12 protein-coding genes are annotated in these 12939 nt (G+C 52.7%); 3 read left to right on the top strand and 9 right to left on the bottom strand.

Annotation, left to right across the window (positions count from 1 at the left end):
* Nucleotides 1–33: 33 nt before the first annotated feature.
* Together ACFOET_RS04725 and murI are read left to right on the top strand one after the other, a co-directional pair.
* Nucleotides 34–1452: a glycoside hydrolase family 125 protein gene (locus ACFOET_RS04725; protein WP_379020098.1), complete on the top strand. Its 1419-nt coding sequence runs from the start codon at nt 34–36 to the stop codon at nt 1450–1452.
* Between the two features lie 15 nt (nt 1453–1467).
* Nucleotides 1468–2289 carry a glutamate racemase gene (gene murI / locus ACFOET_RS04720; RefSeq protein ID WP_379020096.1) on the top strand — a complete coding sequence of 274 codons (822 nt, stop codon included), beginning with the start codon at nt 1468–1470 and terminating at the stop codon, nt 2287–2289.
* 1 nt (nt 2290) lies between these two features.
* Here murI and ACFOET_RS04715 read toward each other — a convergent pair whose 3' ends face one another.
* Complete coding sequence (locus ACFOET_RS04715; protein WP_379020094.1) at nt 2291–2815, bottom strand: OmpA family protein; 525 nt, start codon at nt 2813–2815, stop codon at nt 2291–2293.
* Between the two features lie 38 nt (nt 2816–2853).
* Nucleotides 2854–5016 carry a glucoamylase family protein gene (locus ACFOET_RS04710; RefSeq protein ID WP_379020092.1) on the bottom strand — a complete coding sequence of 721 codons (2163 nt, stop codon included), beginning with the start codon at nt 5014–5016 and terminating at the stop codon, nt 2854–2856.
* Nucleotides 5017–5183: 167 nt separating this feature from the next.
* On the opposite strand from ACFOET_RS04710, the gene ACFOET_RS04705 reads away from it, so the two are divergent.
* Nucleotides 5184–6137, top strand: a complete 954-nt coding sequence (locus tag ACFOET_RS04705) for an acetyl-CoA carboxylase carboxyltransferase subunit alpha (RefSeq protein WP_379020090.1) — start codon at nt 5184–5186, stop codon at nt 6135–6137.
* Nucleotides 6138–6172: 35 nt separating this feature from the next.
* Here ACFOET_RS04705 and ACFOET_RS04700 read toward each other — a convergent pair whose 3' ends face one another.
* The 7 genes from ACFOET_RS04700 to fucP form a co-directional block, all read right to left on the bottom strand.
* Complete coding sequence (locus ACFOET_RS04700) at nt 6173–6955, bottom strand: L-fucose dehydrogenase (protein ID WP_379020088.1); 783 nt, start codon at nt 6953–6955, stop codon at nt 6173–6175.
* Nucleotides 6956–6957: 2 nt separating this feature from the next.
* Nucleotides 6958–7806, bottom strand: coding sequence for an amidohydrolase family protein (locus ACFOET_RS04695; protein WP_379020086.1), 849 nt, complete (start codon nt 7804–7806; stop codon nt 6958–6960).
* A gap of 4 nt (nt 7807–7810) precedes the next feature.
* On the bottom strand, nt 7811–8665 hold the full coding sequence (locus tag ACFOET_RS04690) for a fumarylacetoacetate hydrolase family protein (protein WP_379020084.1): 855 nt from the start codon (nt 8663–8665) through the stop codon (nt 7811–7813).
* Between the two features lie 21 nt (nt 8666–8686).
* Nucleotides 8687–9451, bottom strand: a complete 765-nt coding sequence (locus tag ACFOET_RS04685; RefSeq protein WP_379020082.1) for an SDR family NAD(P)-dependent oxidoreductase — start codon at nt 9449–9451, stop codon at nt 8687–8689.
* Between the two features lie 69 nt (nt 9452–9520).
* Complete coding sequence (locus ACFOET_RS04680) at nt 9521–11194, bottom strand: UxaA family hydrolase (protein ID WP_379020080.1); 1674 nt, start codon at nt 11192–11194, stop codon at nt 9521–9523.
* Entirely contained in the window at nt 11184–11528 is a 345-nt protein-coding gene (locus ACFOET_RS04675; protein ID WP_379020078.1) for an L-rhamnose mutarotase, read from the bottom strand. Before ACFOET_RS04675 ends, ACFOET_RS04680 begins: the two co-directional genes overlap by 11 nt.
* Entirely contained in the window at nt 11525–12784 is a 1260-nt protein-coding gene (fucP, locus tag ACFOET_RS04670) for an L-fucose:H+ symporter permease (protein WP_379020076.1), read from the bottom strand. Before fucP ends, ACFOET_RS04675 begins: the two co-directional genes overlap by 4 nt.
* Between the last annotated feature and the right edge of the window lie 155 nt (nt 12785–12939).

Raw genomic sequence — 12939 nt, 5'->3', positions numbered from 1 at the left:
CCATATAGCGACAATAGACACAGTTAAAACCACATGAAACGTAGAACATTTATCCAAAACAGTGCGTTGCTTGGCGCAGGGATGTGGGCAGGCAATCTATCTTTGGGTTCAACCCGGCAGGAATTCCCAAACGTCCGCTTTCCGAAAGACCAGCGCCATTTTTCCAGTGATGCCATCGAAAATGTCATCAAGGAATTCCAGCGCCACGCAGCCGACAAAGAGATCGGCTGGCTGTTCGGCAACTGCTTCCCCAACACATTGGATACGACTGTATTTCCGGAAGAAAAGAACGGCAAACCTTACACCTATGTGATTACCGGAGACATCGACGCGATGTGGCTCCGCGACAGCTGCGCGCAGGTATGGCCGTATCTCCCCTTTATGGCGCAAGACAAAAACCTGCAGCGGCTGATCGCTGGTTTAGTCAACAAGCAAAGCGAGTGCATCAACATCGACCCCTATGCAAATGCGTTCTATAACGACCCAAACAAAGTGGGCGAATGGGGCACCGACCACACCGACATGAAGCCAGGCATCCATGAGCGCAAGTGGGAAATTGATTCGCTATGTTACGCCATACGCCTCGCCTACGGATATTGGAAGGCCACTGATGATACCGCTCCATTTGACAGCGAGTGGCTAGCCGCTCAGCGCAACATCTTGAAAACGTTCAAAGAGCAGCAACGGAAAGATGGCCTGGGCCCCTACAAGTTTGAGCGTACCACGGCGCGGGGCTCCGACACCCTGCAGGTGGACGGATACGGTTACCCCGTCAATCCGGTAGGTTTGATCTGTTCAAGCTTCAGGCCAAGCGATGATGCGACCATCTTCTCCTTCCTCATCCCGTCCAACCTCTTCGCCGTGGTCAGCCTGCGCCAATCGGCCGAAATGCTCGCCAACCTTGCCAACGAACAGGCACTGGCATCGGAAATGCTCGACCTGGCCCAGGAAGTGGAAAATGCCGTTAAGGAATACGGCATTGTTGACCACCCCATGCACGGCCGTGTATATGCTTACGAAGTGGATGGCTTCGGCAGCTACATGATGATGGACGATGCTAACATTCCCAGCCTGCTGTCTCTTCCCTACCTCGGCGCTGTAAATGTCAACGATCCGATATACCAGCGCACGCGTGCCTACGTGCTATCTGAAAACAACCCGTTTTTCTTTAAAGGTTCGGCAGCTGAAGGCATCGGGGGGCCTCACATCGGACACGACATGGTCTGGCCGATGGCTATTACGATGCGTGGGCTTACATCGCTTGACGACCGCGAAATTAAATCCTGTATCGATCTGCTGAAAAACACCCACGGCGATACCGGTTTCATGCACGAGTCCTTCCACAAGGACGATCCCAAAAACTTCACCCGCTCTTGGTTTGCCTGGGCAAACACCTTATTCGGCGAATTTCTATGGAAAACCTACAAAGAAAAGCCATATTTGCTGAAATAATGGAGCGCCTCGTATATGGGTCCGATAGGCATCTTTGATTCTGGCTATGGCGGGTTGACCGTCTTCAGGGAAATTGTAGGCAAGCTGCCGCAGTATGACTATGTGTACCTGGGCGATAATGCCCGGGTACCTTATGGTACGCGCTCTTTTGAGACGGTATATGCCTTTACCAGGGAATGCGTGGAGCAACTGTTTTCGATGGGCTGCCACCTCGTTGTGCTGGCCTGCAACACCGCCTCTGCGAAAGCCCTTCGCACGATCCAGCAGCACGACCTGCCGCAGTGTCCCGATTTGCGGAAAGTGCTCGGCGTAATCCGGCCAACCACCGAAGTGATCGGCCGATATACCCAAACGCGGCACGTAGGCGTGCTGGCCACATCCGGCACGGTAAAATCTGCCTCTTATTCGATCGAAATACGGAAGTTTTTCCCCGATATATCGGTATACCAACAGGCATGCCCCCTGTGGGTGCCGCTGGTGGAAAACAACGAACTGGATTCTGCTGGTGCGGCCTATTTCGTGCAGGCCGACGTCAACCGCTTACTCCGCCAGTCGCCACGGATCGACACGATCATACTTGCCTGCACGCATTATCCTTTGCTCCTGCCACTTATCCAGCGCTTCGTACCTCCACACATTCGCATACTAGCCCAGGGGGAACTGGTGGCATTGAGTCTCGCCGATTACCTTTCCCGTCATCCTGAAGTGGAGCAACAGTGCACCACGGGTGGCAACGTGACGTTCTATACGACAGACAGTGCCGCGGACTTTGAGGAAAAGGCTGCACGGTTTTACGGCAGTCCTGTAACGGCTTCTGAGACCAAGCTACTGTTATAGGTTACTTTTTGGGGGTCACGATGGTCACCTCCACCCGGCGGTTCCGTTGCCGGCCCTCCTTGGTATTGTTCGGTGCAACCGGCTTAGCCTGTCCATATCCATGCGTCGTGATACGGCTTCCATTGATCCCACGCTCCACCGCATATTTCTTTACAGATTCCGCCCTTTTTTCTGACAACCACTGGTTGTATTCTTCTGTGCCCGTGGCGTCCGTGTGACCGTCCACTATGAGCGAAGCACCCGGATAGTCATTCAATAACTGAACAAGCTTGTCGATTTCGCTCTTAGCCCGGTTGGTCAGGTAGGAGGAATTCAAAGGAAACAGCACATCGGCGTCAAAGGTAACCATAATGCCACGGTCGGTCATTTCAGCATCCCCGAAATCGCGTTGTACGTGATTCAGTCCATCCTGGGTCCCGTCAATGGTGACGTGCGCACCGGGGTTAACGGCGATTTTCTTGTTCTTACAAGAGACAATAGCGAGGGAAGTTACCAACGCAAACGAAAAAAGAATATGGGGCTTCATATAAAAATAAATGCTAATGGGTGTAAAAGTACAAAAAGCTACTTAACAGTAAAATGGTTTTCGACTACCTTTTTAATATCCGGATGGTTGGTAAATAAATCCCAGATCAGTCCGCTACGCCCATTTTCAATCATCACCACCACGGCAGCCTGATTCACCGGGTCATACTCGTCTTTCAGCGCATTTTTTTCAATCGAAATCATCCTGCGAAACCCATACTCAGTAAACAGCGCGTGTCCATATTTCTGATAAAATGTGCGCATAGCCTGCAGCGCTTCATGTGGCAGGTAGCCGTAGCTGGCACCTGCGATTGCTGGATTGATGGCAAACACCGTATCCGCTGAATCTGGCCAAACTTCAGTACCCCATACATCTGGCGAAAATCCACCATAGGCATTTTGGTTGTCGCGCCGCTTGTAGGCAACCGCCAGGTTTACATTGTTCGCAAAATAATCGGCAAACTGGTCCCTTTTATTACGGGGGTCAAAGGCCAGAAACGGCTGGTAAGCCGCCAGCAAAGACGTATCTATCGATCCCACCCTCACGGACAGGCCATAAAGCGTGGTATCACGGGTATATGGCAATTCGGTGTAAGCGGGGACTACCGGTTCGGCATCACTGAGCTTAACCGAAAACGCCGTATTATTGGCCAGCTCCAGCGCATGGTCAGCGTCAGCTAATCGACGATGCACCCCCAGTCCCTTGCTGTAGGCGTCAGCAGCAAGCGCATGCCGGGGAGACGCCAATGCAAGCACATAGCAGGTAAAATCCGCATTAAATCCTCCAAGGGGATGCGCATGCCTGAACCCCGCGGTGGGCGACCAACGGTCAAGCAACACATGCTCCTGGCCTTCAATCACGAACCGGTCCCATGCCACGTCCGCCCACAGGTCATTGATTTTTTCGGTCAGCGAATCAGCTTCACCGTCATCTGCCCCAAAGTATTGCTGTGCCGCGAGCAGCCCTTGCATCAGGAATGCCGTCGCACGCAAATCCGCCTCGGGAACGGTGTCGATAGCAAAGACTCCCTTCCCCGTACGGCCGTCTATCGTCGCTGGGAACGCCCCATTGTAGCGCTCCACCTTTCCCAAGAAGTCCAGTATGCGATTCAGCCTGCTTATCGCCGCCTGGCGCTGCATAAAGCCCCGCTCAACGCCCACGATGTGGGCGAGAATACTTAAACCTGTCTCCTGCACAGAAACTGTCGCTTCATCCACGCCGAAATGTTTGGCATGCATACCGCTGTTCACCTCGGCCCGTGCTGCGAAGTAATTGAAATGGGCGGCCTGTATGAAATCCAGAAAAGCATCGTCGCTCGCCGTCTGGGTAGCTGCTTCGCGCACACTTGAAAATGGTGATTCGAGGTAGTCGTAGTCTACCCAAGCGATTTTATAATAATATGTCCGGTTTGAGTAAGGTACCACATCCGTGCATTTTTGCGCATAAATGGGACGAATAGCCACCGGTTCAAAATGCTCCTTATCTTCAGACCGATAAATTTTGACATACCGGATACTGGGGGTGAGCGGCAGTTGCCACGTAAGGTCGACATGCCTGTCGTAAGCCGTTGCAGCAGTGAGCACGGCAGGCGATGATAGCTTTACCCGGGCCGGCTTGGCCGGTAAAAACTCAACTTGATCAATATACAGCCGGTGGATGCCGCTGCCTGTGCCGCCTCGGAAAAACTGTATGCCATCAATTGCACCGTCCATACCCAGGCCGCCGATATCCCGCAATGGCAGTTGTACGTTCAGCCATACATTGGCCTGAAAATCCGTAATGTATTTAGCCAGGTCAACGGACCCGCTTATCGTATCCTTCCGATACAATGCCAACCGCGGCAATGCATTGCGCTCGGTATCCGACGCAACGAACAGCTTAAATGTAAGTACGGCATCTGCCTTTGGCCGATAAAAACCCGGCGACTGGGGATAGGCAAGCCGCACACGCCATTGCCCATCGGATCGGGAGGTGTACTTCAGCGATAGCGCATTACCTGGCGTAAAAAATATGGAATCCGAAACGGGAAGCTTTCCGCCGACGTTCTCCACCCAGCTTGTCCCCTCGTAATGCACTTCACTGTGGTAGTAGGTGCCACCCAGCAGGCTGTTTTCAAACAACACCTCGGGATACGTGTCTGCTATTGCAGGCCGTATGAAGATGATAAGAAACAAAATTGGTAATGTAATTACTCTAATCATAAGCCTGATTGATATGTCGACATCGATAACAAGCCTATATCTGCAAAAACCAAGCCAGTGTACAATCCCCGTCAAGGGGTGCAGGATAAGTGCCAAACACCAATCACATTTTAAAAAAGCAATACAATTGCCTAACTTAGCACCCTGATTTTTGCTATAACGCATTTATGGAAACAACGTTTGATTTTGAAAAGCCAATTGCAGACCTGCACATGCAGATTGAAAAAGTAAATCAGGTAGCCGAAAAAACCAAGGTCGACATGAGTGCTACATTGACGGAATTGCAGGAGAAATTGGAAAAAACCAAACGCGAAATATACAGCAACATGACCGGCTGGCAAAAAGTTCAGATGTCTCGCCATCCCGACAGGCCCCAGACACTTGATTACATCGGCCGCATCTGTGACGATTTCGTCGAGCTGCACGGCGACAGAAACGTGCGGGACGACAAAGCCATTGTCGGCGGCTTTGCCACCATCGGCGGCCGGTCTGTGATGATTATCGGCCATCAAAAGGGAAAAAACACCAAGGAGCGGCAATTCCGAAATTTTGGGATGGCCAACCCGGAAGGCTACCGCAAGGCACTGCGGCTTATGAAATTGGCCGAAAAGTTCAATAAACCTGTCGTAACATTGATCGATACCATGGGCGCTTATCCGGGGATAGAGGCAGAAGAACGGGGCCAGGGTGAAGCCATCGCGCGGAACTTGATGGAAATGTCGGTACTTAAAGTACCCATTATCTGCATAATTATCGGTGAGGGCGCATCGGGCGGCGCATTGGGCATCGGTGTGGGCGACAAGGTATACATGCTCGAGCACACCTGGTATTCCGTGATATCTCCTGAATCGTGTTCATCGATTCTATGGCGGAGCTGGGATTACAAAGAAAAAGCCGCTGAGGCACTTAAACTTACCGCCGAAGACATGCTTAAAAACGGCCTTATCGATGGGATCATCCCCGAACCGCTGGGTGGCGCCCATCACAATCCGTCGGCAATCGCCGAAACGGTTAAACAGCAGCTGCTTGTTGACCTCACCGCCCTACAGAAAAAGCCAGCTGCCCAACTGGTTTCTGAACGCATCGGCAAGTTCAGCAATATGGGGGTCGTCGTGGAATAGGGCCCGTCTGCGTTGTATCAGCATCCGACATACACTTAATCAATCGCCCGATCCAGGTGTACATATCCTCCATCCACATAAATTAACTGCCCGGTGGTGTGGCTAGACCGCTCAGACAGCAGGAATACCGCCATGTTTGCGATTTCTTCCGTTGTCGTCATCCGGTTCCCCAGCGGTATCCGATTGGTAATTTTCTGCAATGTTTCGTCGGGGTTTGGCAGCGTCTGTATCCAAGTATCATATTGGGGGGTAGCGCATTCGGCAACAATAATGGCGTTTACGCGTATACCATACTTGAGTAGTTCCACAGCCCATTCGCGCGTCAAAGCGTTGCGGCCGCCGTTGGCTGCAGCATAGGCCGAGGTGTTCCCCTGACCGGTCTCAGCGGTTTTAGAGCTGATATTTATAATATTTCCTTTGGTAACTTTTAAAGCCGGAAGTGCGTGATGAGCCATCAAATAATAATGGATAAGCGATTTATGCAGACTGTCTACAAACTGTTGATAGTTGCCGCCCTCCAGGCCCACACCATCATTCACTCCGGCATTGTTGACCAGTCCGTCGATACGGCCAAACCGCCCAAGTGTTTCTTCGATGGTACGTTCGCAATCCTCCGGGCGGGTTAATTCGGCTTCCACCGCAAACGCTTCTCCGCCGGCGGCTTCCACTTCGCGCTGCACCGCTAGGTTGTCAGCCTGATTACGCCCCACAACCACCGGTATAGCGCCCTCGGCTCCCAGTGCGAGCGCGATGCCCCGGCCGATGCCCTTGGCAGCACCGGTGACCACAACTATTTTGTCTTTCAGGTTTAAATCCATAGTTATTCAGCTAAGTTGTAAAATGCAGTTGCATTTGTTCGCCAGATCAACTCCCTTTTATTCGGCGGCAGCTGACAAATGGCGTCCTCCGCCAGGCGGACAACCTGCGCATAGTCAGCCGCGACCAAACATACCGGCCAATCCGAACCGAACATGATCCGTTCGGGACCGAATTCATTAAGAATGTGCTGTGTGTAGTAAGTGAAATCTTCTGCTTTCCATCCATTCCAATCAGCCTCGGTCACCATCCCCGACAGCTTGCAGTATACCTGTTTATGTTCGGCGATCGCCGACAGCTGATCTGCCCACGGCTGACGCGCTCCGGCACTGATGTAAGGCTTCGCAAGGTGGTCGATAACAAAGGGCTGATCCGGGAAATAAGTGACAAACTCCAAGGTAGCATCCAGTTGGTGGGGCTTGACGAGGATATCATACGTATAGCCGTATTCACCGAGTGCTTCGATACCATTAAGGAAATCCGGTCGCAGCAAAAAACGCGCATCTGTTTCTCCCTGCACAATATGGCGAAACCCTTTCAGCTTGGGATACCGGCTGAGATACGCCAGGCGATCCCGGATATCCGCCGCCTGCAGGTCCACCCAGCCGACCACCCCTTTGATAAACAGGAACTGCTCAGCCAGATCCAGCAAGAACAGCGTTTCCTCCGCTGACTGGTCGGCTTGTATCGCCACACAGCCAGCGATACCGTTGGCATCGTAAACCGGCTTCAGGTCGTCCGGCATGAAGTCCCGCTGAATCACCGCCATATCGTCCGTGATCCATGCATCCCGCACTGGATTATACCGCCAGAAATGCTGGTGCGCATCCACTCGCCCGCTGTTTCCTAGCATGGCTTCATCCTCCGTACGCCCTCACCACCTGCCGGGAGGTGCCGAGGCCTTCGGCACCAAGCTCGACCACGTCGCCAGGCTGAAGGTACACTGGCGGTTTAAAGCCCAATCCCACTCCTGCTGGCGTTCCCGTGGATATGACATCCCCAGGTAATAACGTCATGAATTGACTGACATAACTAATGATGAAGGGAACATTAAATATCAGATCGCGCGTGTTACCGTCTTGATACGTTTTACCGTTTACCGTTAGCCAGAGCCTGATATTATGGATATCCGCGATTTCGTCTTTCGTGACAAGGAAAGGACCGATCGGTGCAAACGTATCACACCCCTTGCCCTTGTCCCACGTACCACCGCGCTCCAACTGGAACTCACGCTCAGAAACGTCGTTATGCAAAACATATCCCGCAACATGGTCAAACGCTTCCGCTTCGGCCACATATGAGGCCCGCTTGCCGATCACTACGCCAAACTCCACCTCCCAATCGGTCTTGACAGCGTTCTTCGGGATGACGATATCATCGAAAGGGCCGTTCAGCGAAGTGGTTGATTTCATAAAGATGATCGGTTCAGCCGGAATCGCCGTACCGGTTTCCCGGGCATGGTCCCGGTAGTTGAGTCCGATGCACAGAATTTTTGAAGGGCGCGCAATAGGAGGCCCTAACCGCGTTTCTGCCGGTACCGGCACCAACGCACCTTCATTGGCTTTTACAAATTCCGCTAACCGCGCCAGTCCGTTGTCGCCGAAAAACTCCTCGTTGTAATCGCCTCCTAAAGCGGAAACGTCGTAATTTATACCATCAAGCTGTACCCCTATTTTTTCGCGGCCGGGGTCGCCGTAACGAATTAACTTCATATGCCCGCTGTTAATATGCTTTCAACTATTTAACTTCAAAAATCCGCCGTCTATGGGATAATCATTGCCCGTGATGAATGATGCGTCGTCCGAGCACAGGTAAAGCGCCAATGATGCGATCTCCTCCGGTCGGGCCATGCGGCCTATGGGTTGGCTTTTGGAAAGCGTGTCGAACACCTCGGCTTCCCTGCCCGGATAATTCTTCGCGATAAAACCATCCACAAACGGCGTATGCACCCGTGCCGGTGAAATGCTGTTGCAGCGGATTCCATGGTGTAGGTAATCCCGTGCTACCGAAAGTGTCATTGCGTAGATGGCTCCTTTGCTTGCCGAATAGGCAAATCGGTCGGTCAATCCGACCAACGCAGCTATGGAGGCCATGTTAACGATAGCCCCTCCTCCGCCCTTGCGCATCAAGGGCACTACTGCATGCAGCAGGTTATAGGCGCCTTTAACATTCACCTGCATGATGCGGTCAAAATCTTCCGCTGTCGTGTTCTCAACACTGCCAACATGGGCGATGCCAGCGTTGTTTACCAGTATATCGATGCGCTTTATAGTCTGTACCACGGCTGACACCGCTGCTTGTTCGCTCACGTCACAGGCGTGTACGGCAACCGTTCCTCCGAACCCGTTGATTTCGTCAACCACCTGAACGGCCGCTTCAGCACTCAATTCAAGGATATGGACCGCGGCTCCTTCTTTGGCAAAAAGCGAGCTGATGGCGCGACCTATTCCGCTGCCGCCCCCGGTGATTACCGCCGTTTTCCCCGTTAACTTTTTCATTGACATATTCCAACCATAAAACTAATACCATACATTAAAACTAACACCATACATTGCTAATCCCCCAACCTACAACGACACTCCCCTCCGCCAGGGGATGAAATCATCCTGCCCCAGTTGCACCGCTTTGGGCTGAGTGTCGCCGCTTGCTACCTCAATGATGTAATCCAGGATGCGGTGGGCCGCCTCTTCAATCGCTTCGGTGCCTTCGATGATGGTGCCGCAGTTGACGTCAATGATATCCGGCATCCGTTCGTAGAGTGTGGTATTCGACGAGAGTTTGATCACCGGTGTTATCGGATTGCCGGTGGGTGTGCCCAGTCCGGTCGTAAACAACACGACATTCGCCCCCGCACCGACCTCAGCGGTCGTACTTTCCACGTCATTGCCCGGCGTACAAAGCAGGTTGAGCCCAGGTTTGTTTGCCACTCCCGGATAGTCTACCACGGCGGTCACGGGCGAGGTACCGCCTTTCTTCGCTGCGCCGGCCGACTTGATTGCATCAGTGATCAGCCCGTCCCGGATGTTGCCGGGCGACGGGTTGGCATCAAAACCCGAGCCGGCCGCCTCAGCCCGTGCATTATAGGTTTTCATCAATTCGATGAACCGCAGCGCGGTAGCTTCATCCACACACCGGTCACTCAGCTCCTGTTCCACGCCGCAGAGCTCGGGAAATTCGGAAAGGATTACCGAACCGCCCATAGCGACCAGCATGTCGGAAACAAACCCCAATGCCGGATTGGCCGATATGCCTGAAAAGCCATCCGAACCGCCGCACTCCAAACCGACGCACAGCTTGCTCAATGGCGCGGGCTGGCGCTGCAGTTGGTTGGCCTGCATTAATCCAGCAAAGGTATGTTTCAGTGCTTCGCGGATCAGGTTGGTTTCAGTGCCCATCAATTGCTGTTCGAAAATATACAGGGGCTTGTCGAATAACGGGTCTCGCTTGGCAATCTCCCCGCGCAATATAGAAGCCTGGGCATTCTGGCACCCAAGGCTCAAGACCGTTGCGCCTGCGACATTGGGGTGGGTAATGTATCCCGCAAGCAGCCCGCACAGCGTATCAGCGTCGCTCCGCGTGCCGCCGCATCCCATATTGTGGTTCAGAAACTTAATGCCGTCGACCTGCGCAAACAGCCGCTGCCCGCCTTCCTGTGTTTTGCTGGCCGTGATATCCGCATTCAAAATATCCTCTACCGTGCTGCCCGCCCGGTACAGCCTGATAAGCTGATCCACCTCGGGCTCATAGTCGCGCAACCGCTTACTGTAGCCGAGCTGTTCTTCCAAGGCTTGTTTCATCACTGACACATTGCGGTTTTCACAGAACACCAAGGGGATGACCAACCAATAGTTGGCCGTACCGACCGTGCCGTTGGATCGGTGGTACCCCATGAACGTGCGCCCTTCAAAGGCCGAAACGTCCGGTTTATGCCAGTCCAGTTTGCGTTCACCAAGCTTAACGCTATCCGCGGCATGGTGGATGTTTTGCGTGGTAATCGTTTCACCCGGCGGCAACGCAGCGTTAGTCCGGCCCACCAGCACGCCATACATGCGTACCTCAGCTCCTGCTTCCAGTGCGCCGATGGTAAATTTATGCTTTGCCTTGACACCGCTGACCAAACGGACCGGTTTATCGCCGAAACGGACCTCCATCCCCGCAGGCAAGTCTTGCAGGGCAACCAACACGTTGTCCTCCGGATGGATCTGTAAAAAAAGCTGCTTTTGCTCCATGTTATACGCCATTTCCGCTAATTTCGAAAATTTTATTCATTATCGTCCATTTTTCGCCTTGTTTGGCTCCCGGCACCGGTTGCTGGTATTTCCACATCAGCCGCTCCCATTCCTGTACATGCGGGTTGGCCTCATCGACCATTGCCTTTCGCTCGAAGGAAAACTGCTCGTCGGCGTCCAAGATCATCACTAATCGGTTCGAAAACCGGTAAATCTCCATGCGCCTTATCCCCGATGCCAGGATGGATTGTTCGACCTCAGGCCAAACTTCCCGGTGCCACTGCTCATATTCAGCGATGAGGCTTACATCGTCCTTCAAATCCAGCGTCAATACATATCGTCTCATTCGTTGTTGAGTATAACGGGGCGTTTTGCCCGACGGGAAAGACCATAGAGGGCAACCACCGCAAAACAACACGATGGCACCAGATATGACATATGGATACTGCTTAGTGTGTCTGACAGCAGGCCTTGTACATAAGTCAATACGGCACCACCCAGGATCGCCATAATGAGTCCGGCACCGCCGATCTTCCGGTCACTGCCCAGCCCCTCACTGGCCAGCCCGTAGATAGTCGGAAACATTAAACTCATGCAACCCGAAATAGCGACCAGCGCATAAACCCCGGCATAGCCTCCGCCAAACGACACTAATAACGCCAGCAGCGCTGCCAGTACAGATGACCCAGCCAGCAAATGCGCAGGCTGGATATAGCGCATGAGCCACGATGCGATAAAACGGAAAGCCATAAAAGCTACCAGTGACGCCATATAGTAGTCCGAAGCCTGCGCTTCGTCCAGATTGAGCTCAAGCATCACGTACCGTATGGTAAACGACCACACACCGATCTGTGCTCCCACATAGAAGAACTGCGCCACCACGCCTGTCACGTAATTTCTGTTGCGCGCCAGCCGGGAAAACGCCTGCCTGATGTTGCCTTTATCCGTGTCGGCGTCGACCGGCATTTTCACAAACCTGATCAGCAACCATACCGCCACCAGCACAATGGCCAACCCGACATAAGCCTGCATCACGGCTCCCAGCTCGGCTGACTGGATCTGCTTCAGCGCAGTGCTGTCCATGACAGCCCGCTCGTCATGACCTGACCGGTTGAGCGCCGATAGAATAACCATCTTGCTGATGGCCACACCGGCAATTGACCCAATGGGGTTGAATGACTGGGCGATGTTGAGACGCCGTGTGGCGGTGTGCTCAGGCCCCAGGCTTAGTATATAAGGATTAGCGGCAGTCTCCAGGATGGAAAGGCCGCCTGCCAGAATAAATAACGCAGCTAAAAAATGGGCGTAATCCATGGTTTTGCTGGCCGGATAAAATAATAATGCCCCGGCGGTGAACAGCCCCAGGCCGAGTAAGATGCCCGATCTATAGCTGTGCCGCCTGATGTAGATCGCAGCGGGTAAAGCGAGCAGGAAATAGGCCCCGTAAAAAGATAGCTGGATGAATGATGTCTGCGCATCGGTCATGGACATAATCTTTTTGAAGGCAGCCAGCAAGGTATCCGTCATGTTGTTGGCCAACCCCCAGAGGAAAAACAAGGAGGTGACCAGTATCACGGGAATCGTTGTTCGTCGTTCAGCCATTTGGTTTATTGCATTGGTTTATCTGCTTATGCCACGCAAAGTAAGTAAAGAAAGCGGATAAAAGCTGATAACATATTAGCGAGATATTAAGTTATATTAGCGCATATTTACTAATATTGTCTCAGATCAGCACATATGATTGAAGAATACCGTCA

Source organism: Parapedobacter deserti (assembly GCF_042646065.1).
Lineage (GTDB): Bacteria > Bacteroidota > Bacteroidia > Sphingobacteriales > Sphingobacteriaceae > Parapedobacter > Parapedobacter deserti.
This window is presented reverse-complemented; position numbering and strand designations above follow the sequence as displayed.

Excerpts from the sequence above, each read along its gene's own strand:
- fucP (WP_379020076.1), bottom strand. The coding sequence starts at position 12,784 with ATGGCTGAACGACGAACAACGATTCCCGTGATACTGGTCACCTCCTTG.
- ACFOET_RS04685 (WP_379020082.1), bottom strand. The coding sequence starts at position 9,451 with ATGAAAAAGTTAACGGGGAAAACGGCGGTAATCACCGGGGGCGGCAGC.
- ACFOET_RS04710 (WP_379020092.1), bottom strand. The coding sequence starts at position 5,016 with ATGATTAGAGTAATTACATTACCAATTTTGTTTCTTATCATCTTCATA.
- ACFOET_RS04675 (WP_379020078.1), bottom strand. The coding sequence starts at position 11,528 with ATGAGACGATATGTATTGACGCTGGATTTGAAGGACGATGTAAGCCTC.
- ACFOET_RS04690 (WP_379020084.1), bottom strand. The coding sequence starts at position 8,665 with ATGAAGTTAATTCGTTACGGCGACCCCGGCCGCGAAAAAATAGGGGTA.
- ACFOET_RS04695 (WP_379020086.1), bottom strand. The coding sequence starts at position 7,806 with ATGCTAGGAAACAGCGGGCGAGTGGATGCGCACCAGCATTTCTGGCGG.
- murI (WP_379020096.1), top strand. The coding sequence starts at position 1,468 with ATGGGTCCGATAGGCATCTTTGATTCTGGCTATGGCGGGTTGACCGTC.
- ACFOET_RS04700 (WP_379020088.1), bottom strand. The coding sequence starts at position 6,955 with ATGGATTTAAACCTGAAAGACAAAATAGTTGTGGTCACCGGTGCTGCC.
- ACFOET_RS04715 (WP_379020094.1), bottom strand. The coding sequence starts at position 2,815 with ATGAAGCCCCATATTCTTTTTTCGTTTGCGTTGGTAACTTCCCTCGCT.
- ACFOET_RS04705 (WP_379020090.1), top strand. The coding sequence starts at position 5,184 with ATGGAAACAACGTTTGATTTTGAAAAGCCAATTGCAGACCTGCACATG.
- ACFOET_RS04680 (WP_379020080.1), bottom strand. The coding sequence starts at position 11,194 with ATGGCGTATAACATGGAGCAAAAGCAGCTTTTTTTACAGATCCATCCG.
- ACFOET_RS04725 (WP_379020098.1), top strand. The coding sequence starts at position 34 with ATGAAACGTAGAACATTTATCCAAAACAGTGCGTTGCTTGGCGCAGGG.